This window comes from Flavobacteriales bacterium (assembly GCA_016700415.1).
In the GTDB taxonomy this organism is placed as follows: domain Bacteria; phylum Bacteroidota; class Bacteroidia; order Flavobacteriales_F; family PHOS-HE28; genus PHOS-HE28.
Window position 1 is genome coordinate 2641862 of record CP065018.1, and the last position, 19750, is coordinate 2661611.

Sequence of the window (19750 nt, forward strand, 5' to 3'; positions counted from 1 at the left end):
GATGAAGCATCGTGGCCTGTGGCTCACCCTGTTATTATCGACGCTCCTGTTGTTCCTGTACTTCGGTTCCGTGCTCCGCGCACCGGGCCACTACATGTTCAATACCGACGGCGACGGCATGAAGAACTACTTCAGCTTCGCTTGGCACGCTGAGCATGACACCTCGATCACCACGTTCTCCGGGATGAATTATCCGTTCGGGGAGCACATCGACTACCCGGACGCGCAACCCCTGCAAAGCAACGTCTGGCGCGCCGTATGTAAGGTGTTCCCCGGACTGCTGCCGCACACCGTGGCGTTGATCAACCTGATGATGCTGGCCAGCATCGTACTGTGTGCGCTGTTCGTTTACGGCATACTGCGCGAGCTTTCCATGCCGGAACTCTTGGCGGCGGTGTTCGCGGTGTTGATCTCCTTCTTGGCGCCGCAGGTGCTGCGTGGCACCCAGGCCCACTATGCCTTGGCTTATGGCTGTGCCATCCCAAGTGCGGCGTGGCTGATGTTGCGCCAATGGCGAAGCGCCCGTCCCGGGCGATGGGCATGGGTCATGTTGGCCCTTCTGGAATTCTGGCTGTTCACCCACGTCTACCTCGGGTTTATCGCGGCGGTGCTGGTGCTTTCATGCGGGCTTCTGGCATGGGTCTTCAAGGCCGCTCACCGGCGCGTTGCCATCGGCATGGTGTTGGCGCCGATAGGGGCCCTGTTGCTCTTTCTGCTGTGGCAAAAGCTGACCGACACGCACGTGGGGCGCACGCTCCATCCCACGGGCTTCTTCACCTACGAGATGAGCTTCTCCACGCTGCTCGCACCCGACCCGTTGTTCGCCTCCCCGCTATGGGAAAAGATCATCGGCCTGCCCGCGTTCCGGCTTGCGGAAGGTTGGTCCTACATCGGTCTGGGCACCATCTTGGTCTTCCTTGTCGTGTTGGTCCTGCTGGTGCGTATCCTGTTCGGCGGGCGGCTGCGCTCCTTCATCGCGGATGTCTTCCCGCCCAAGGTGGCGATCATGCTGGTCGCCGGCGTCTTCATGCTGGTGTTCGCCTTCGGCCTTCCGTTCGACCCTTGGTGCAAGAAATGCCTGTGGTACACGCCGGTGATCGGGCAGTTCCGCGCACCATCGCGTTTCGGATGGGCGTTCTACTTCGTCATCACCATCTGGGCGGCACGCACCACCTGGGTGCTTTGGCGGCGGGCCGGGCCGGGCAGCGTCCGGGTGGCCGCATCGGGCCTTGTCGTCATTGTGCTTTCGCTCTTCGCGATCGACGCGCACTACCTCGACCGGTACGTGGCCAAGCGCATCGTGGAGCAACCCAACTTCTTCGACATTGATCAATTGCCAACGGACATGAAGGCGGTCGTCATCGCGGCCAAGAAGGTGCAGGCCAAAGCCTTGGTGACCTTGCCCTATTTCCATAACGGAGGGGAGGAGTTCATGATCCCCGCCGATGCACCGGGACTGCTGGTGGGGCAAACGATGGCGCAGCACACGGGTTTCCCGTTGATGACCTCCTCGCTAACGCGCACGGGCTTGGGCGAGGTGCGGGAATTGATCCAAGGCATGGGGCCGGACTGGTACCCCAAGCCGATCGCCTCCCGCTTCCAGCCGAACGACACCATTTTGATGATCCTTACCGGCAGCCCGATGGACCGTTACGACCAGGCCACTGCCGCGCATGCCCACGAGCTGATGCGGAGCGGACCGTACGCCTTGCTTGCCATTACGGCAAAGGAACTTTTTGCGGACCGGGCGAAGGAACGGGTCCAACACTTCGAGGCCGCGCGCGACAGCCTCTACCGCAGCGGAGCTTGGTACTTCAGCAAGCCGGACACCTTCCTGCTCACGGACGGGTTCGAGGGTCTGCCTGCAACACATGTGCGTAGCGGCCAAGGCGCGTTCTCCGGCCTCAAGCGCGATTTCAACGTAGTGGCCCAATTACCCGCAGCGGTCATGGATACCGGCGTCACCTACCTCGCCTCGTTCTGGTACTACAACCAAGGCCCCATGCGCTGCCACGCCTTCGTCGGCATCGATGACGTCGATCCGACAACGGGCCAAGGCGCGTGGAGCTACTACACCGACCCGCGTTTTGCCCGGACCATCGTGGGCGATTGGTCCATGGTGGAGCTGCCCTTCCGGAGCGGAGGTAAGCACCACGAGCTGAAACTCTTCATCAGCGGCGAGGCCTATGACCACGACAGCATCTGGGTGGACGACCTCAGCATTCGTGTGGCCGATGTGGACCTGTACCGCATGGACAGCCTGAGCGGGAAACTCTGGTACAACGGCCATTGGATCGTGCCATGAGCACAGGAACGCGCTGGGCCTTGCCCTTGTCCATGGGCATTTTCGCACTTTGTCTACTATCCTTCTTCGGGCATGAGGCTCACCGGCTCGGGACACTGCTGACCCACGGCAGCGACGACCTCGGCTACTACCAGTTCCTGCCGGGCCTCTTTATCGACCATGACCTGCGGGGCATGCCCTGGGTCCATATTCTCGATGACGGCTCCCGGCTCAGCTTGTTCACCATCGGCGTGTCGCTGTTGCAACTGCCCTTCTTCCTGGTAGCGCATGCGGCCTGCCTCTTGGGCCTGGCCACGCCGGACGCATTTAGCTGGCCCTACGCCGTGGCGCGCGGTATGGCGGGTGCGTTCTATGCGGCCATGGGCTGCTGGTTTTTGTTGCACGCCCTGAAGCCGCGCTTCGGCAACATCGCCTCACTCGCTGCGGTGCTCCTCTTGTTCGGTTGCACGAACCTGTACTACTACGCTTCCATGGAGCCGGGCATGTCGCATGTCTACTCCTTCTTCCTGTTCGCGGCACTGTTCGCAACCACGTTGCGGATGCTCGAAGCGCCCTCCCCGAAGCGCCTGTTCCTGCTGATGGTCATCGCGACGATGATCGTGCTGGTGCGGCCCGCCAATGTGATCGCTTTGCTGGTACCCATGCTCTATGGCGCCACCGGTCCAAGGGACGTGAAGGGGCGTCTGCGCTGGCCGGCGCACTTCCCGAAGGCCTTCGCCGCGGGCGCTGTGGTGTCCGGCGCGCTGGTGCTGCCGCAGTTGGCCTATTGGAAGATGATCACCGGCAGTTGGTTCGTCTTCACCTACGGTAAGAAGGGCGAGGATTTCTTCTGGTCGCATCCGCACCTCTGGGACGTGCTTTGGCATCCTTGGAACGGCTGGTTCCTCTATTCCCCGGTGATGCTGCTGGTGATCGGCGCATTGGGGATCATGGCCGTTCGCGGGACCTCCGGTGGGCGCATCGTCCTGCTGGTATGGCTACTGGCCTGGTACCTCATCGCCTCCTGGTGGAGCTGGTGGTTGGGCGGCGCATTCGGTCACCGGGGCTTTGTGGAGTACCTGGTCTTTCTAGCGGTGCCGACGGCGTGGGGAGCCCAAGGGATCCTGCGCTCCTCACGGGCAATGCGATACACGGCACTGGTAGTGGCGCTCTTTTTCATCTACTTCAGCATCGGCCTTAGCTGGAACTACCTCCCTCCGTGGGACGGTCCGGAGTGGACCATGGCCAGCGTGTGGAGGGTGTATGGGCGGTTATTGCCGTGATGATCCCGTGTGCAATTGGCGCAGCACCACGGTGTAGCCCTTGATCCCCGCGAGGGTTTTCTCCGCCTGCTCGATCTTCAAGCGCACGTCCATCCGCACAAATTCCGCGGGCAGGGTGAACGATGCCGAGAAGGCGCCGGTCTGCATGTCCTTGCGCTGGATGTGTACCTCCCGGCCGGCATCGGTCACGGTGAGCACGAGTTGCCAATTGCCATCTTCCCCGCCGGGCATGGCGTCGCCCGAAGCAGTCAGTTCCAGTATCGGGATATTCGGCTGCTCCGGCGGTAGCGAGATCGGTGGACGCAGTTCGCGGTCGCCGTCCATCCGCACCGAACAAGACAGATGTCCGGATATTCCTTGGGCAGGTGGCCGTTGATGCCAACTTTCCGGGTCGCCAAGGTCCATTCGGAGTAGGGTGTCTGTTTCCCACCTGACGCTGGACGGTATCCGCTCGAACACCCACACGGAAAAAGGTTCGGCGGTCCCTTGCCAACCGGCGCCCTCCTCGAAAACGCGCAGCAGGGTGAGGGCGCTGTCGGACAGAATGTGCTGAAGGGGCAACGCGGTCTCGTTGGGGCCGAAGTGCGAATCCCAGACCACCAGGTCATTGGGCCTCAGATCGGCACCCGGACGCTGCCAAGGGAGCGATGTGATGTTCATGGCCTGGGTGCTGTCCCATGTGTCCAAGCCGGTGACCACGCCGAAATGGGGATGCAGATAGGCGATACGCGCATTGGGTTTCCGGACCTCCAGCACGTATTGCGCAGCCCGCTCTACTTGGTTCTGCTCGGGCACCATCACAGCCGGTATGGGCACGTGGGTCCGGGCCTCCATCCAGCCCAGCGGGAAGGCAAGCACCGCGAGCAGGGGCAAACCCAGCCAGACAATGCGCATTTGCATCAGGGATTCCGTCCCGTGGCGCACCACCTGCAGCACGAACAACACGCTGAGCGGCACGGTGGTGGCGAACACGCGCAGCAGACCGGCGGAACCCGCATCACCTTTCCACCAAGCATAGCTGTGCGCACACCAGATCAACACCACCGGCAGTAGCGCAAGGGCGAACAGGTCAAGCAACTCCCGGCGTTTTTCGGGCATTTTCCACCAGAGTAACACTCCCCAGACCGTGGCAACCAGAAGAGCGAAGAGCAATGGATAGCCCAGGATCTGCGGGGCCTGTTCCAGAAAATGGGCCCAATCGCCGGAGCCGTAGGTGGTGTTGCCGATATAGGGATCTTCGCGCACCAACCAGAACAGGTCGTGATGGGCCACTGCACCGAGCAGGCTGAAGACCACGATGCCCACGAACGCCCACGGGAGTGACCTCCCCTTGCCGCGCCACAGCGCCCAAGCCATTACCACGGGCAGTACCACGATGTATTCCGGCCGGGCCACGGGCATCAGCGAGGCGATCAACAGGCCGGTGCGTACATGGCCTGCGAACAGGGCCATAACGGCGGCGACACAGAGCAGGCCGAACAGAGGCTCGGTCATGCCCGCATAGACCATGAACAGGTATTGGGGACTGATGGCCACCAGCACCGGGGCTAACCAGCGCAGCGGCCATGCGGAGCGCGGAATGGACGCCATGATGCAGGCCGAGGTGGCCAGGAAAACCACGCCGTTGAAGAGCGTGAGGCCCCACGTGCCCATCAACGCGAATGGCGCGCCTAGGATGACATAGAGCGGTTTGGCCCACACATCAAGGAAAAGCACGGGATGCTGCCATGCGTGCAGCACCTGAACGTAATGCAATGCCCCGTCACCGATCTCCGGTTGGGCCTGCAGCAAGGCACGCAGTCCGACCAAATAAAACATGCCGAGGAGAGCGGGAAGCAGCGCACCCCATTCCCGGAACATGGATCTGGCGGCAGCCCCGTCCATCACTCAAAGCCCATATTTCATGATGCACCAGATGGCGCGGAATCCATCCTTCCAACCGATCTTCTTGCCTTCGGCGTAGGTGCGGCCATAGTAGCTGATGCCTACCTCATAGATGCGCACGCCCTTTACCCGGGCCAACTTCGCTGTCACTTCCGGCTCGAAGCCGAATCGCTTTTCCTTCAGCACAAGGCCCTTGGCAATGTCGCTGCGGATCAGTTTGTAGCAGGTCTCCATGTCCGTGAGGTTCAAATTGTTGAACACGTTGGACATTTGCGTAAGGAATTTGTTGCCGATACTGTGCCAGAAGAAAAGGATGCGGTGCGGATGGTGGCCCATGAAGCGCGAGCCGAAGACCACGTCGGCAAAGCCTTCAACCACGGGCCGCAGCAGGTCGTTGTATTCGCGCGGGTCGTATTCCAGGTCGGCGTCCTGAACGATGAGATGGTCCCCCGTGGCCTCCCGGATGCCGCGGTGGATGGCGGCACCTTTCCCCATGTTCCCGGGTTGCTCGAAAAAGCGGATGCCAAGGTCGGGATGCTCGTCCATGTAGCGCCTCACGGCCCCCGCTGTGCCATCTGTGCTGCCATCATTCACGATCACCACGTCCTTGCTGATGTTCGCGATCAACTGGACCTCCCTTACCTTGTCCAGTATCAAATGGATCGTGCGTTCCTCGTTGTATGCGGGGATGACGATGGAAAGCTTCGATACCATGTGGCGAAGATCGCACAATAAGCAAGAATCCGTATGGGGTTCCAAGCGCAAAGGGAGATCCGTAATGACCGGTAACCTTGGTCAGGGCTGCCGCCCATAGAACGCGTTCACGATGGTCCAAGCATACTGGTCCCAGTTCCAAGGGATTCTGGAGGGCATTGGAAACGAAATTGGCCGGGATCTGGAATAGCAGTTGAACGCACTGTTTGGTGTTCAGGGCTTGCTCATGGGGTGCAACCGATAAATGCTCACCCCGTCCACCACCCCGATCTGGTCGTGCAGGTAGGGGCCGGTTTGTGGGTCCCAGGTCCATTTGGGGTCTACGCAAAGGAAGTACTTAGCACCGTTCGCGATCAACATGTCCATCCAGCCGGGTTCGTTCAGGTGGTTGCCATAGTTGTTCCACCCACGGTTGCCCATGAACAGGAAGGAGGCGTTGATCGTCGGGTCGTCCGCGAAGATCACCCGGTCGTCCGGCTGGATCCCCAAGGCGCGCAAATCCGGCCGGATATGCACGACCGGTTCCAAGCTCCAGTAGTTCAGCCCGTTCCAATGGGCAAGCTCCGCTTCGTGGTAAATGGGCCACAGGTCTTGGGCCGTCATGGTGCCTGAGGTGTCGTAGCGCATCCGCATGTTCTGCGCCGTGTAGGCCACATTGAACGCCAGGAGGGCGACCATGGCCCAGCGGCTCCAGCGGGCCTGCAAGAGCTCGGGATAATGCTGCTTGAGCATCCACAGGAAGCTGACCAAGAGCACCGCCAACGTGATCATTGGATTGATGAAGTAGTAGTCATGATTGTTCAGGGCTTGGAACCAGAACAGGATGTAGAGCACGGATCCCAAGAGCAGGAAGAAATTGAGCAGGATCAGCTGCCATGGGAGCTTCCGGACGTTGGCGACCAGGGCCGTGAAGGCGACGCCGATCAATACCCAGACCGAGGTGTCGAACACTTGGAAGACCAGGATCCGGCGACCGACATCCCACGCTACCTGCCTTGTAGCGGGGTCCATTCCCCAGATCGGCCAGAGGTCGTTGAAGGTGTAATGCCCCCCGTGCTGGCCGTTGTACCAGGCGGCATAGGCGTACCATGCGTACACGGCCACCAGGCCCATCACCAATGTCGCCCATTCACGGCGGTCACCCTTGAACAGGGACCATGAATTGGGGACGCGCTTTCTGAAAACCGTGTGGAAGAAGAGGACCCCGGCCAAGGCGACCAGGCTCATGCCCGCGGACACCTTGAGGAGCATGGCGAGCGTGAAGAAGAACACCGCCCATCCCCAATGCCTGCTCCGGCCTTCGGTGGTGTAGCGCACAGTGAACCACCAGCCGATCAACGCGAATTCGAAGGCGGGGACATCCGGCAGGAAGCCGATCCCGAAATAGACGATCGTAGGCGAGGCATAAAAAATGAGCGCGATACAGACGGCCCAAAATCCGCTCGCAAGGATCCGGCGCACGGAGGCGAAGAGCGCCAAGCTGCCTATGAAGTGGAGCGAAAACCCGATCAAGCGGTAGATGAACAGGTCCGGCCCGGTGATCCGCCAGATCATGCCCACGATGTAGTAGAGGATGGGGAATTCCCCGGCGGTCTTGCCGGAGGTATAGTCGTCAGAGAACAAGTTGTGGATCGTGGGCTGGAAGAAGTTCCACGTGGTGTCGTAGTAGTTCCACGCCAGCGAGATGCAATCGGACTGGCGCCACACGTGGTGGGGCTGTGGAAGCAGATGGAGGACGCGACCGGCCTCGTAGGCGCAGGACATCCCGATGAACAGGGCGACGAGCCACCACACGGCATCCATGCGCTGGAGGAAGGTGCGGACCTTGCCCATGGCCGACCGATCAGATCGCCATTTCCGGCACCTCGCCCTCAACCACCAGCCGTCCTTCGGTCTTGGACTGGATCTCCTCCACGCTCACGCCCGGCGCTCGCTCGGTGAGCTTGAAGCCGTCCTTGGTCACCTCGAACATGCCGAGGTCGGTGATGATGCGCTTCACGCAGCCTACGCCGGTGAGCGGCAGGGAGCACTTCTTCAGCAGCTTGCTATCGCCGTGCTTGTTGGTATGCATCATGCAGACGATGATGTTCTGCGCGCTGGCCACCAGGTCCATGGCGCCGCCCATGCCCTTCACCATCTTGCCGGGGATCTTCCAACTGGCGATGTCGCCGTTGTCCGACACCTCCATGGCGCCGAGCACGGTGAGGTTCACCTTTTGGGCGCGGATCATCGCAAAGCTCATGGCGCTGTCGAAGATGGCCGAGCCGGGCAACAGCGTCACGGTCTGCTTCCCCGCATTGATCAGGTCGGCGTCCTCTTCGCCTTCAAAGGGGAAGGGGCCCATGCCGAGGAGTCCGTTCTCGCTCTGCAGCGTCACGTTGATGCCCGGCGGGATGTGGTTGGCCACCAGCGTGGGGATGCCGATGCCGAGGTTCACGTAGTATCCGTCCTGTAGTTCGCGGGCGATGCGCTTCGCGATCTGGTTCTTGTCCAAGGCCATTTGTCAATGCGTTTATCGAGCGCTAAGATGGGCATCCCACGCGGGTTTTCCCTATCGGTCGCCCTCCGGAAGGATCTCATGGACCTTGATGCGGGCGTTCAGGTTGATCGGGACCTTATCGGGATTGTACAGATACACTGCGGCCTGTCCGGTGTTCGGCGGCAGGCGGGGTACGCGGATGCCGAGGTGCGGTCCGCCGCCATCGGTCACGCAGTATCGGTCAACAGGAATACCGTTGTAGACGAGGTGCTGCTGGAGCGTATCGGAAACATCGGACACCAAGGTCACGCGGCTGTTCCTCACAAGGCCGGTGAATTGCGCATCTATTTCCACCCACGCCGCACGCCCACGCCAACTGTCCGGGTGGGCGCGCCACAGTTCAATGAATTCGTCCGGACCGCCGTTGCGTTCCACCATCGTGTCCAGCACATGCCGCATGCGCAACGGTGCGATGCGCTCCATGAGGCTGTTCTCTCCGGTGCTCGTGACGGCGATCGTACGGAACCCCGGTGGCGGGGTGGAACGGGCGGTATCGATGATGAGCAGGTCGCATTCGGCTTGCGGGAAGCCTAACGGATCCAGCGCGATGCTGTAAGACCCGCGCGCCGCGGCACCTAGGCTCCATGCTTCGCGGATGAGATCTTCACCACCAAGGACCAAGGGTCGGCCCAGTTCCCGTTGTCGGGCCTCCACCAACGCATGGAAGCGTTCCGGAATGGAATTGTCGCCCCAGATCAGCGTGCTGTCCAAGTCGGCTGTTGTGATCGACCGCAACGGCAGGAACAGCAAGGGCAGCGCGGCGAAGGCAAGGAGCGGCCGCATTCCCGCCAAGCGGTCCACGGCGCAAGCGACCAGCACGATGGACAAGGGCAGCAGGTGCAGCGCGCCCCGGTCGATCGGGAACAGCGCATGGGTGGTGAGGAAGAGGAACTCGCGACCCAGCACGTCCGCGATCAGCAGGAAGGCGGCCGTTCGGGCCAGTTCCTCACGCACGGAACGTTGCCCCGGTGAAGGCCACAACGCAAAGACCGCTGCCGCCGCCACGGCCAAGCAGATCACAAGGCGCCAAGCCCCGCCTGCCGTGCCGATCACGAAGATGGAGAGCGAGCGCACCGTGCCTTCGAAGAAGCCCGCGTCAGTACCGGAGTAGAGCAGGTCCCGGGACTTGAGCCCCCAGAGAAAGGCGGCGGCCAGCAGCAGGGGCAGCACGCCCAGCAACATGCACCAGCCCAAGCGCCCGGCACGTGCGGTAACGTTCCGGCCGCGGATCACTTTGTATGTCAAGGCCACCAGCACGGCGGCCCAAACGATGATCAGGGAAAGCATGGCCGATCCCGCAAGGGCCATGGCGGCCAGCGCGAGCAGGAGGTCCGGGCGGCGCTCCTCGCGGATGAAACGCGCGGCGTGGAAAAGGGCGACGGCGAGCAGGCCCATGGCCAAGCCGTAGCCTCGGAAGAGCGAAAAGAAGTCGAGGAGCAGAGGGCAGGCGAGGAACGCGGTCCAGAAGCACCAGCGCACCAAGCGGATCTTCAGCCAAGCACCCATGCGCCATGCGTACCAAGCGTATGCGATGAAGGCCAGCACGCTCCAGATGCGCAACGCAAGCGGCGCAGTGCCACCGATGCGCCAGCTCACTTGGGCCAGTACCGAGAGCAGCGGATGGTTGGCCGCGTCCCAGGTGGCACGGAAGGGCAGAAAACCGCCCGAGAGCACGTACATGTAGAATGCCCGTGCCTCATCGTTCACAAAGGGCACGGTCCATGCCCGCACCACCACGTATGCAACGGCCAGCAAGGCCAGCAACGCAAACGCCGCACGCTCCTTGCCGGTGATCGGCGCTCCCTCACGCTCCATCCCGGACAAGGTAAATGCGCATGCGGCCCGAACAAGCATACCACTGCAGAGACGGGTTCCAGAGATAGACCACGACGCGTTCGGCATCCATGGGAACGTGCGGGATATGGCGCACGGTGCGGATGCTATCACTGCGTGGCGGGTCGCGCATGAACTGGAAGAGCACATGGTCCGTGTGTTGCACCGTGCCCCCGGCATTGGTCTCCAACACGAAGTCGCCGGTCATGGGTTCGCGGTCCGGCCGCAGCGCCATCTCCAGTTCCACCAAGAAGGTGCCGCCACGCACAGTTCCGATGGCCGGATGCCAGAGCTCCTTGTACTCCGCGTCCGAGCGCTCGCCGGTGAAGGTGGTGTCCAACAGGAGCGTAGTGTTCACCGGTGTCTCGCGGGCGTACAACGCGATATGGCCGCCGGGAGCCAACTCCACGGCTCGGTAGTCCGACGGTACCGAGTCGCGGTGCGGGTCGATCAGGAGCAGGGCTTCACCCCCGTTCGGGAATGCGCTCACGTCCACCGCGTTCAGCGCCAGTCCGCGTTGCCGGAGACCGAAGCCCCAGCAGGCGGGCATCTGGTGGTAGGCGCCGATGGTGAGCAGGCGCGGGGAGACTTGCTGTTCGCGTTCCGCCGCGCGGAAGATGGAGGAGGGGATGGCTTGCTCGGGCCAGAAGCTTGTGGTGCGCAGGTTGGCGGTGGAAAGTGTGCGGAGGGGCAAGAGCAACAGCCCCAGCGCGAGCCACTTCAGCCTTGGTGCGGTCTTCGCCAGCCGGTCCAACGCGAAAGCGAAAAGCAGCACGAAGAGCAGCACCCATTGCAAGGCCGTGCGGTCCTCGGGGAAGAGCGTTCCGTTCCACGCGAAGAGCAGTTCGCGCCCCAGCACATCGGCCCAGACCAAGCCCGCGGTGCCGATCAACGCCCACGCGCCGAAGCTGCGATCGCGCTCGCGGAACGCCCGCCACGCCACCACAATTCCGGCCACCGTGATCAGCACCACCACCGCCACCGCCAGCATGTTCGATCCGCCGAACATCGCCTTCAGCAGGGAGGGCACCGTACCGCGGAACATGCCGGTATCGGTACCGTAGTAGAGCGCCCCGCGCAGTCCAAGCTGGTAGGCATACGCGGCGGCAAAAGTGAACGGGAAAGCGCCGAGCAACAGCCAGCCCGCGAGCATCCCGCGCTGCACCGGCTTTCGCAACGCAACGAACAGTGTGACGGCGAGCACGGCGGCCCAGAGCGTCAACAGGCTCAACGAGCTGAACGCCGCGCAGGCCGAGGCCAACAGCACAAGCAGAAGCCGCTTGGTGCTGCGCTTTTCAAGCAAGGAGCAGCCTTCGTACAGCGCCATCGACCAGAAGGCCATGGCCAGGCCATAGCCGCGGAAGAGCGAGAAGAGATCCAGTAGGAAGGGCATGCCTAACAGTGCGGCCCACAGGCCCCAACGGACCATCGGCCCGTGCAGCCGCGTGCCCCATTTCCAAGCGTATGCCGTGTAGAGAATGAACGCCAGCACGCTCGGCAGGCGCAAGGCCCAAGCGGAGAAGCCGAAAGCCGACCAGCCCAGCCAAGCCAAAGCGGTGCAGAGCAAGTGGTTACCCGCGTCCCAGTGCGCGCGGAAGGGCAGGAAGTTGCCCGTTTCCACGTAGACGAAAAAGGTCATCGCTTCGTCGTGGATCACCGGCACCAGCACGGCGCGGGCGGCCACGTACACGAAGACAAGTGCGGCCAATGCCGCGAACGCAATGCGCTCTACACGGGTGGTCGCGCCCGCTTGCATAGGAGCCTATGCCCGCTTGCGTACCGTCAGTTGCTCGATGCGCTTCTCGTAGTCCTTCCCTTGGAAGATGCGGTGGACGAAAATGCCCGGCGTATGCACGTGGTCCGGCTCGATCTCGCCCGGCTCCACCAAGTGCTCCACCTCCGCGATGGTGATGGTGCCCGCCATGGCCATCATGGGGTTGAAGTTGCGCGCGGTGTTGCGGTAGACGAGGTTACCCTCGGTGTCGCCCTTCCAGGCTTTCACGAGGCTGTAGTCGGCGCGGAGCCAGCGCTCCATCACGTACATCTTGCCGTCGAACTCGCGGGTCTCTTTGCCCTCGGCCACCTCGGTGCCGTAGCCGGCCGGGGTGAAGAACGCCGGGATGCCGGCACCGCCCGCGCGGCAGCGTTCAGCCAGCGTGCCTTGTGGAATGAGGTCCACCTCCAGCTCGCCGCTCAGCATCTGGCGTTCGAACTCCGCGTTCTCGCCCACGTAGCTGGCGATCATCTTTTTGATCTGCTTCGTCTTCAGCAAAAGCCCGAGGCCGAAGTCGTCCACCCCGGCGTTGTTGCTGATGCAGGTCAGGTTCTTCACGCCGCTGCTCGCCAAGGCCGCGATCAGGTTCTCCGGGATGCCGCAGAGGCCGAAGCCGCCCGCCATCAAGGTCATGCCGTCTTTGAGCCCCTCCAGGGCCGCATCCGCATCGGTAACTCGCTTGTCCATGTTCATTCGCCGTAGTTTCAATGAAGGCGATGTGGCGAAGATAATGGGCTCACCACAGGTCTAGTAAGGTTTAACCGCGGAGGGCGCGGAGAACGCGGAGAGAAGCCCTCACCCCCGGCCCCTCTCCCGAGGAGAGGGGTGACTCACTTTGCTCGTCTGAAGAAACTTGCTTGTTCGGTGCTTTCTAACCCCACGGGTTGAACGGCACATCACCTCCGGCGCATCATCTGCGTCCATCTGTGTTCATCTGTGGTTAAAGCCGGAGAGAGACCTCCGGCACCCGCATGTCTCAGCGCCTTGGCGCCTCTGCGGTTATTCCTCCCTCTGTGGTCCCTGTGAGGACCCTCCTTCCAGGTACAGATCAAACCCAGCACGCACCATCGCCCTATTGGCTGAATCCACCGCGATCGGATGCGCGTTCGGTGGATGCACCGGCACCGGGGTGGTCTGTTCCAGCCGCTCCAGTAGATCCGCCGTCTGTTCTTTGGTGAGCGCCTCGCAGATGTCATACATCCCTCCCGGGGCTTCCTCCAACAGGTCGTGTTTTTCCAAGATGTACCGCACGGCCGCGATAACCGCGGCGTTCGGCGGCACCACCATCAATGCGGTCAGTGCGCCGTGATCGAGGCGGAGCTTTGCGGCAAGCGGTATGGGTTCGCCCCCATTGGCCTCCTTCGCCGCTAGGAAGAGGATCTTCTCCTCCATCTTGATGTGCGTGAGCAGACCGACACGGAACGCATGGTAGGGTTCCTCTTGGATCGCCTTCGGGTCCTTGGATGCTTGGTCCAGCAGGTCCTCCAAGCGGCGGTGGTCCTGCGTGAAATAGGCGTGGATAGGCTTATTCATTCGATGTGGTGAAGGTAGCGGATGCATGCGCTCGGGGTCCGTCGCGGACGTTGCGGTGGAAAACCACCATCACTTCCGGCACACCATCTGCGTCCATCTGCGACATCTGCGGTTAACCGAAGAGGCACCTTCAGGAAATCCGTATTTCTCCGCGCCTCTGCGGCAACCTCCTTAGATCAGCGCCGGCCAAACACCCAGCACCAGCACCGCCACCGCGCACATGCTCACCACCAGCCAATTCAGCGGTGATACGGTGAAGCGCACCGGCTCTTCCGGCGTCACGAAGACTTCGCGCACCACCATGATGTAGTAGTAAATGCCGAGCAGCGCCATGAGCACGCCGAAGAGCATCACCTTCAACCAGCCCGCGCCGATGGCGAGCAGGAAGACCTGGTACTTCGCGATGAAGCCTGCGGTGAGCGGGATGCCCGCGAGTGAGAGGAACATCGCCAGTGCGCACAGCGCCAGCCACGGTTTTGCGGCGAAGAGGCCTTGGAAGATGCCGTTGTGCTCCGCGCCGTTGTTCGCGCGCTTTGCGATGGTGAAGAGGATGAAGAGGCCCGTGGTGGCCAGCGAATACGTGAAGGTGTAGTAGAGCAGCGTATGTCCCACCGCCGCGCCGTGACCGATCGCGTGACCGTGGTCCGTCAACAGGGCCAGCAGGAGGAAGCCGCTGTGGGCCACACTGCTGTAGGCCATCAGGCGCTTGAAGTTCGTTTGGCGCAGCGCGATCACGTTGCCCACTAACAAGGTGGCGATGGTGAGCAGCACCATGATCCGCGCCAGCGCATCCGGCATGCCGGTGATGTCGATGAAGCGGAAGAACGCGGCGAAGCCCGCCATTTTCACCACGGTGGACATGAAGATGGTGACCAGCGTGGGCGCGCCGTGGTACACGTCCGGCACCCAGAAGTGGAAGGGCACTGCGCCCACCTTGAACGCCAGGCCGACGACCACGAAGAAGAGGCCGAAATTCTGCACCATGTCGCCGTTGTCGGCCTTGGCCATGTGCTCGGCCAGCACGTCCATGTGGAAGGAGCCGGTGAGGCCGTAGAGCAGGGTGATGCCCATCAGCAGGAAGGCCGTGCTGAAGGAACCCAGCAGGAAATACTTGAACGAGGCCTCGTTGCTGCGCAGGCTGTGCTTCTTGCCGCCGGCGAGGATGTATAGCGGGATGCTCAGGATCTCAATGCCCACGAAGAGCATGAGCATGTTCGTGTAGGAGGTGAGGACAAAGCCGCCCACGAGCGAGAAGAGCATCAGCGCGTATTGCTCCGCCACGTGGTGCTCCTGGCGCGCATAGTAGTCGGAGCCGAAGAGGAAGATCAGCGCGGTGATCACCGCCATGCCGATGTTGAAGCCGATGCTGAAGCGGCTGAACTCCACCATGCCGCCGAGGAGCGCATGATCGATGTGGAAGCCGGTGGCGAAGAGCGCGATCGCGCCCACCAGCCCAAGGATGGCCACGGGCGCCAACCAGCTCTTCTTGCCGAACAGGCCGAGGTACAGGACCAGCACGCCCAGCACGGAGATCAGGATCAGCGCGCTCATCTCAAGGCAGGGAGGTGAAGGAGTTCAACACTTGCTGCACGGGGCCGTCCACCAAGTGCAGGATCACGTTCGGGAACACGCCGAGCAGCAGCGTGATGGCGATCAGCGGGACCAGGAAGAAGTGTTCCTCATCGTCCGCGTCGGTCACGTCGATCTCGCGGTCCGGGCCGAGCATCACGCGCTGGTACGCGTAGAGCATGTAGATGGCACCGAGCACGATCAGCACCACGCCCGCGAAGGCCGTCCAGTTGTTCCACTGCCACAGGCCGTTGTAGATCAGCCATTCGCCCACGAAGCTCTGCGTGAGCGGCAGCGCGATGGCGTTCGCGGTGACGAACATGAAGAGCAGTGCGAAACGCGGCATCCTCGTCTTCAGCCCGCCCATGCTGGAAAAGTCGGTGCTGCCGGTGCGTTGCGAAACGGCACCCACGATGTAGAAGAGGCAGATCATCAGCACGCCGTGCGCGAGCGTCTGGTACAGCGTGCCGCTGATGCCGTAAGCGTTCCAAGTGAAGAGCGCGGCGCACATCAGGCCGAAGTGGCTCATGGACGAATACGCGATCATGCGCTTGAGGTCGTTCTGGCGGAAGGCGATCACCGCGGCGTAGAGCGCGCCGAACAGGCTGAGGCCGATCACCACCGAGCTCCAGTGCTGCGCACCTTCCGGCACGATGGCGAAGAGGAAGACGATGATGCCGTAGAGGCCCATCTTGCCCATCACGGCGCTCAGCACCATCGTGCCCTGCGTGGGCGCCATGGTGTACGTCTCCGGCTGCCAGCTATGGAAAGGGAAGATCGGCATCTTGATCGCGAAGGCCAGGAACATCGTCCAGAAGAGCCACACTTGTGTGTGCATCGGCAGGTGCAGGGCGGCCAGCGCGGTGAAGTCGGCGCTGTGCGGCGCCGGCGTCTGCAAGGTGACGTAGGCGATGGAGAAGAGCAGCGCCAACCCGCCGAGCAGCGTGTAGAGGAAGAAGCGGATGGTGATGGCGCGCTTGTGTTCGCCGCCCCAGAACATCAGCAGGAAGAAGATCGGGATCAGCGTGAGCTCGAAGAAGATGTAGAAGAGGAAAGCGTTCTGCGCGAGGAAGACGCCGAAGAGCGCGGACTGCGTGAAGAGCAGCAAGGCATTCACCAGGGCGGGATCGCCCATGGGCTGCTTGTAACCGGTGCCGATGATGAAGGGGAAGAGCAGGCCGGTGAGGATCAGCATCAGCAGGCCGATACCGCCGTAGCCCAGCACGAAGCGCATGCCCCAAGCGGGCACCCAATCGTGCGAGATGCCCGTAACGGCAACGCCGGTCCACGTGTACCAGAGCCAGCCCACCAGCGCCAGTGACAGCAGCGTGGACACCAGCGCAATGCCGCGCGCCATCGCGGTGGGGCGGGCGAAGAGCAGCAACGTGCCGGCCAGCAGGGGGATGAGGATCAGCGCGAGGAGTTGCATGCTACACGCCGAATAAGGTGATGATCAAGAGAACGACCACGCCCACCATCATGCCGAAGAGGTAGAAGCTCGTGTTGCCGGTCTGCACTTTGCGCAGCCATTCGCCGAGGCCCAGCGCGGCCTTGCCGGTACCGACGGTGGCGGGCACGGCGATCTTCTCCTCGCCGATGCCGAAGAAGTGCCTGCTGATCCAGCTGTAAGGTTTCTCGAACAGCCAGGCGTAGAGTTCGTCCAGCATCCAGCGCTTCGCGATCAGGCGTTTCAAGAAAGGCATGTCGGCGGGCTCGCCGTCCAGCGTGGTCTTCTTGCCGAAGAGCGTCCACGTGTACCAGATGGTCAGCAGCACCAGCGACGTGCTCAGTGCCATCAGCATCCATTCCGTGCTGGCGGAAAGCTCCAAGCGCTCCATGCCGATGCCGTCAGCGGCGGTGGCGAGGAAGGTCTTCAGCCAGTCGTGGCCGCCAAAGATGTGCGGGATGTTCAGCGCTCCGCCGATCACGCTCAGCACCGCCAGCACCATTAGCGGCACTGTCATCACCTTCGGGCTTTCATGCGGACCTGCCTGTCCGGCAGGCAGGTGTGCCGTGCCGCGGTAGGTGCCGAAGAAGGTGAGGAACAACAGGCGGAACATGTAGAACGCGGTGAGCATCGCGGCGAAAACGAGGACGCCGTATGCCAACGGACTTTCCGCGAACGTGCTCGCCAAAATGCCGTCCTTGCTGAAGAAGCCGCTCAACGGCGGGATGCCCGCGATGGCCACGGTGGCCACGAGGAAGGTCATGTACGTGGTCTTCGTCACGCCCTTCAGCCCGCCCATCTTGCGGATGTCCTGCTCGCCGCCCAGCGCGTGGATCACGCTGCCCGCGCCCAAGAAGAGCAGCGCCTTGAAGAACGCGTGCGTGGTGACGTGGAACATGCCGGCACTGTACGCGCCCACGCCCAGCGCGGCGAACATGTAGCCCAACTGGCTCACGGTGGAATAGGCGAGCACCTTCTTGATGTCGTTCTGGAACAAGCCCACCGTGGCACCGAACAGCGCCGTGGCCACGCCCACCCACAGAATGATGTCTTGCGTGTAAGGTGCGAGTTGGAAAAGCACCGAGCTGCGCACCACCAGGAAAATGCCGGCCGTCACCATGGTAGCGGCGTGGATCAGCGCGCTAACCGGCGTGGGACCGGCCATGGCATCGGGCAGCCAGGTGAGCAGCGGCAACTGCGCGCTTTTGCCGGTGGCACCGAGGAAGAGCAGCAGCGTAGCGGTAACGATCAGCGGATTGCCGGTGGCCATCATGCCGCCCTGCTTCATCACGTCCACATAGTTCAGCGTGCCGAACTGATAGAACATCAGCGCCATCGCCAGCACCATGCCGATGTCGCCGATACGGTTCATCACGAAGGCCTTCCGCCCCGCGTAGTTGAACTCAGGGGTGGTGTACCAGAAGCCGATCAGCAGGTAGCTGCACAGGCCCACGCCTTCCCAGCCGATGAAGGTGACCAGGAAGTTCGACCCCATCACCAGCAGCAGCATGCTGAAGCTGAAGAGGTTGAGCTGTGCGAAGAAGGTGGCCACGCGCGGATCGTCGTGCATGTAGCCGATGGAGTAGATGTGGATCAGCGTGCCGATGCCGGTGACGATCAGCATCATCCACAGCGAGAGCGCATCGAGTTGGAAGGCGAAGGGAATGTCCATCGCGCCCACGTGGATCCAGTTGAAGAGCGTGGTGATGTGCGTCGGCTCATCCGCGCCGCGATGCAGGAAGAGGATGGCGCTGACAACGAATGATAAGGCGATCAATGCCGTCCCGAGGATGCCCGCCGTGTTGCCCTTCAGCTTGCGGCGCATCGCACCGATCACCACCGCGCCGAGCAGCGGGAAGGCCGGGACCATCAGCACATGCAGATCCAGTGCGCTCACCATTTCAGGCGGTTCAATTGGTTCATGTCCACGCCGTTGGTGTTGCGTTTCAGCAACACCAAAATAGCCAAGCCCACCGTGACTTCCGCCGCGGCCACCAGCATGATGAAGAACACCATGATCTGTCCGCCGGGGTCGCTGTGGTAGGCGCTGAAGGCCACCAGCAGCAGGTTCACGCTGTTGAGCATCAGCTCCAGGCACATGATCACGATGATGATGTTCCGCCGCACCAAGGCCCCGACCATCCCGATGCTGAACAGCAGGAAGCTGAGGATCAGGTAGTGGTCCAGCGGCACCAAGCGGATGGCGGTCATCACGTTCTCCATCATGCGGCCTTCTCGTTAGGTCCTGCCTGCCGTAGGTCAGGCTCGCTGCTGGGCGGGCGGTTCACGTTGGAGGGGTCGTCCTTCTTGGCCAGCATCATCGCCCCGGCCATGGCCGAAAGGAAGAGGACGCTGCTCAGCTCGAAAGGCAGGAGGAAATCCTGGAAGAGGGACATGCCGATGCGCTTCACCAGCCCGATGCCGGGGTCGAAGCCTTCGGGCACCGGCGTGCTCAGTCCGGAGCGCGTAGCCGCCAAAAGCACCAAGAAGAAGAGGCCGCCCGTCACCACCGCGAGGATCCGCGTCACCATCGGCTTGCGCACCTCCACGATCGTGTTCATGTTCAGCAGCATGATCACAAAGAGCATCAGCACCAGGATGGCGCCGGTGTAGACGATCACATGCACCATGGCGAGGAACTGCGCGTTCAGCAGGATGTAGTGCGCCGCGATGCTCAGGAAACACACCACCAGCGCGATCACGCTATTGATCGGGCTTTTCGCCGACACCACCACCAACGCGGCAATGACCGAGATAGCAGCGAAGAAGTAGAAGAGGTATAGCATAGCGGCCCGGAAGGGGTTCCGATACGTATCGGACGGCGGCGAAAGTAAACGCTCCGTTTGGATTGGCGAGCATGGGTGGTGGTTAGTTGTTCGGAGGGGAGTGT

Annotated in this window: 15 protein-coding genes; 2 read left to right on the plus strand and 13 right to left on the minus strand. The window is 62.2% G+C overall.

The window, feature by feature from the left end; all coding sequences use genetic code 11:
* Position 1 precedes the first annotated feature (1 nt).
* Entirely contained in the window at positions 2 to 2305 is a 2304-nt protein-coding gene (locus tag IPP95_11060) for a hypothetical protein (protein QQS71722.1), read from the plus strand.
* Positions 2302 to 3567, plus strand: a complete 1266-nt coding sequence (locus IPP95_11065) for a hypothetical protein (protein QQS71723.1) — start codon at positions 2302 to 2304, stop codon at positions 3565 to 3567. Before IPP95_11060 ends, IPP95_11065 begins: the two co-directional genes overlap by 4 nt.
* Here IPP95_11065 and IPP95_11070 read toward each other — a convergent pair.
* The 13 genes from IPP95_11070 to IPP95_11130 all read right to left on the minus strand — a co-directional run bounded on the left by IPP95_11070 (position 3556) and on the right by IPP95_11130 (position 19616).
* Positions 3556 to 5451 carry a DUF2029 domain-containing protein gene (locus tag IPP95_11070; protein QQS71724.1) on the minus strand — a complete coding sequence of 632 codons (1896 nt, stop codon included), beginning with the start codon at positions 5449 to 5451 and terminating at the stop codon, positions 3556 to 3558. The two genes, IPP95_11065 and IPP95_11070, sit on opposite strands and share 12 nt — an antisense overlap.
* A 3-nt stretch (positions 5452 to 5454) precedes the next feature.
* Positions 5455 to 6165 (minus strand): glycosyltransferase family 2 protein, encoded by a 711-nt coding sequence (locus IPP95_11075; GenBank protein QQS71725.1) that lies wholly within the window; start codon positions 6163 to 6165, stop codon positions 5455 to 5457.
* Positions 6166 to 6378: 213 nt separating this feature from the next.
* A complete protein-coding gene (locus IPP95_11080) occupies positions 6379 to 7998 on the minus strand; it encodes a glycosyltransferase family 39 protein (GenBank protein ID QQS71726.1) in 1620 nt (539 codons plus the stop codon).
* Between the two features lie 10 nt (positions 7999 to 8008).
* The gene (locus IPP95_11085) at positions 8009 to 8665 is read right to left on the minus strand and encodes a CoA transferase subunit B (protein ID QQS71727.1); all 657 of its coding nucleotides are present in this window, start codon (positions 8663 to 8665) and stop codon (positions 8009 to 8011) included.
* A 51-nt stretch (positions 8666 to 8716) separates the two neighbouring features.
* Positions 8717 to 10519: a hypothetical protein gene (locus tag IPP95_11090; GenBank protein QQS71728.1), complete on the minus strand. Its 1803-nt coding sequence runs from the start codon at positions 10517 to 10519 to the stop codon at positions 8717 to 8719.
* The gene (locus IPP95_11095) at positions 10509 to 12293 is read right to left on the minus strand and encodes a hypothetical protein (GenBank protein ID QQS71729.1); all 1785 of its coding nucleotides are present in this window, start codon (positions 12291 to 12293) and stop codon (positions 10509 to 10511) included. The genes IPP95_11090 and IPP95_11095 overlap by 11 nt, the downstream gene beginning before the upstream one ends.
* Positions 12294 to 12299: 6 nt before the next feature.
* Positions 12300 to 12998: a CoA transferase subunit A gene (locus tag IPP95_11100; GenBank protein QQS71730.1), complete on the minus strand. Its 699-nt coding sequence runs from the start codon at positions 12996 to 12998 to the stop codon at positions 12300 to 12302.
* 312 nt (positions 12999 to 13310) lie between these two features.
* Positions 13311 to 13844 carry a hemerythrin domain-containing protein gene (locus IPP95_11105; GenBank protein QQS71731.1) on the minus strand — a complete coding sequence of 178 codons (534 nt, stop codon included), beginning with the start codon at positions 13842 to 13844 and terminating at the stop codon, positions 13311 to 13313.
* A gap of 171 nt (positions 13845 to 14015) precedes the next feature.
* Entirely contained in the window at positions 14016 to 15395 is a 1380-nt protein-coding gene (locus tag IPP95_11110) for an NADH-quinone oxidoreductase subunit N (GenBank protein QQS71732.1), read from the minus strand.
* 1 nt (position 15396) lies between these two features.
* Positions 15397 to 16842 (minus strand): NADH-quinone oxidoreductase subunit M, encoded by a 1446-nt coding sequence (locus IPP95_11115; protein QQS71733.1) that lies wholly within the window; start codon positions 16840 to 16842, stop codon positions 15397 to 15399.
* A gap of 1 nt (position 16843) precedes the next feature.
* On the minus strand, positions 16844 to 18760 hold the full coding sequence (nuoL, locus tag IPP95_11120) for an NADH-quinone oxidoreductase subunit L (protein ID QQS71734.1): 1917 nt from the start codon (positions 18758 to 18760) through the stop codon (positions 16844 to 16846).
* Positions 18754 to 19083, minus strand: coding sequence for an NADH-quinone oxidoreductase subunit NuoK (gene nuoK / locus IPP95_11125; GenBank protein QQS74252.1), 330 nt, complete (start codon positions 19081 to 19083; stop codon positions 18754 to 18756). Before nuoK ends, nuoL begins: the two co-directional genes overlap by 7 nt.
* Positions 19083 to 19616, minus strand: a complete 534-nt coding sequence (locus tag IPP95_11130; GenBank protein ID QQS74253.1) for an NADH-quinone oxidoreductase subunit J — start codon at positions 19614 to 19616, stop codon at positions 19083 to 19085. Before IPP95_11130 ends, nuoK begins: the two co-directional genes overlap by 1 nt.
* Positions 19617 to 19750: the final 134 nt, after the last annotated feature.

Excerpts from the sequence above, each read along its gene's own strand:
- IPP95_11060 (QQS71722.1), top strand. The coding sequence starts at position 2 with ATGAAGCATCGTGGCCTGTGGCTCACCCTGTTATTATCGACGCTCCTG.
- IPP95_11065 (QQS71723.1), top strand. The coding sequence starts at position 2,302 with ATGAGCACAGGAACGCGCTGGGCCTTGCCCTTGTCCATGGGCATTTTC.
- IPP95_11070 (QQS71724.1), bottom strand. The coding sequence starts at position 5,451 with ATGGACGGGGCTGCCGCCAGATCCATGTTCCGGGAATGGGGTGCGCTG.
- IPP95_11075 (QQS71725.1), bottom strand. The coding sequence starts at position 6,165 with ATGGTATCGAAGCTTTCCATCGTCATCCCCGCATACAACGAGGAACGC.
- IPP95_11080 (QQS71726.1), bottom strand. The coding sequence starts at position 7,998 with ATGGGCAAGGTCCGCACCTTCCTCCAGCGCATGGATGCCGTGTGGTGG.
- IPP95_11085 (QQS71727.1), bottom strand. The coding sequence starts at position 8,665 with ATGGCCTTGGACAAGAACCAGATCGCGAAGCGCATCGCCCGCGAACTA.
- IPP95_11090 (QQS71728.1), bottom strand. The coding sequence starts at position 10,519 with ATGGAGCGTGAGGGAGCGCCGATCACCGGCAAGGAGCGTGCGGCGTTT.
- IPP95_11095 (QQS71729.1), bottom strand. The coding sequence starts at position 12,293 with ATGCAAGCGGGCGCGACCACCCGTGTAGAGCGCATTGCGTTCGCGGCA.
- IPP95_11100 (QQS71730.1), bottom strand. The coding sequence starts at position 12,998 with ATGGACAAGCGAGTTACCGATGCGGATGCGGCCCTGGAGGGGCTCAAA.
- IPP95_11105 (QQS71731.1), bottom strand. The coding sequence starts at position 13,844 with ATGAATAAGCCTATCCACGCCTATTTCACGCAGGACCACCGCCGCTTG.
- IPP95_11110 (QQS71732.1), bottom strand. The coding sequence starts at position 15,395 with ATGAGCGCGCTGATCCTGATCTCCGTGCTGGGCGTGCTGGTCCTGTAC.
- IPP95_11115 (QQS71733.1), bottom strand. The coding sequence starts at position 16,842 with ATGCAACTCCTCGCGCTGATCCTCATCCCCCTGCTGGCCGGCACGTTG.
- nuoL (QQS71734.1), bottom strand. The coding sequence starts at position 18,760 with ATGGTGAGCGCACTGGATCTGCATGTGCTGATGGTCCCGGCCTTCCCG.
- nuoK (QQS74252.1), bottom strand. The coding sequence starts at position 19,083 with ATGGAGAACGTGATGACCGCCATCCGCTTGGTGCCGCTGGACCACTAC.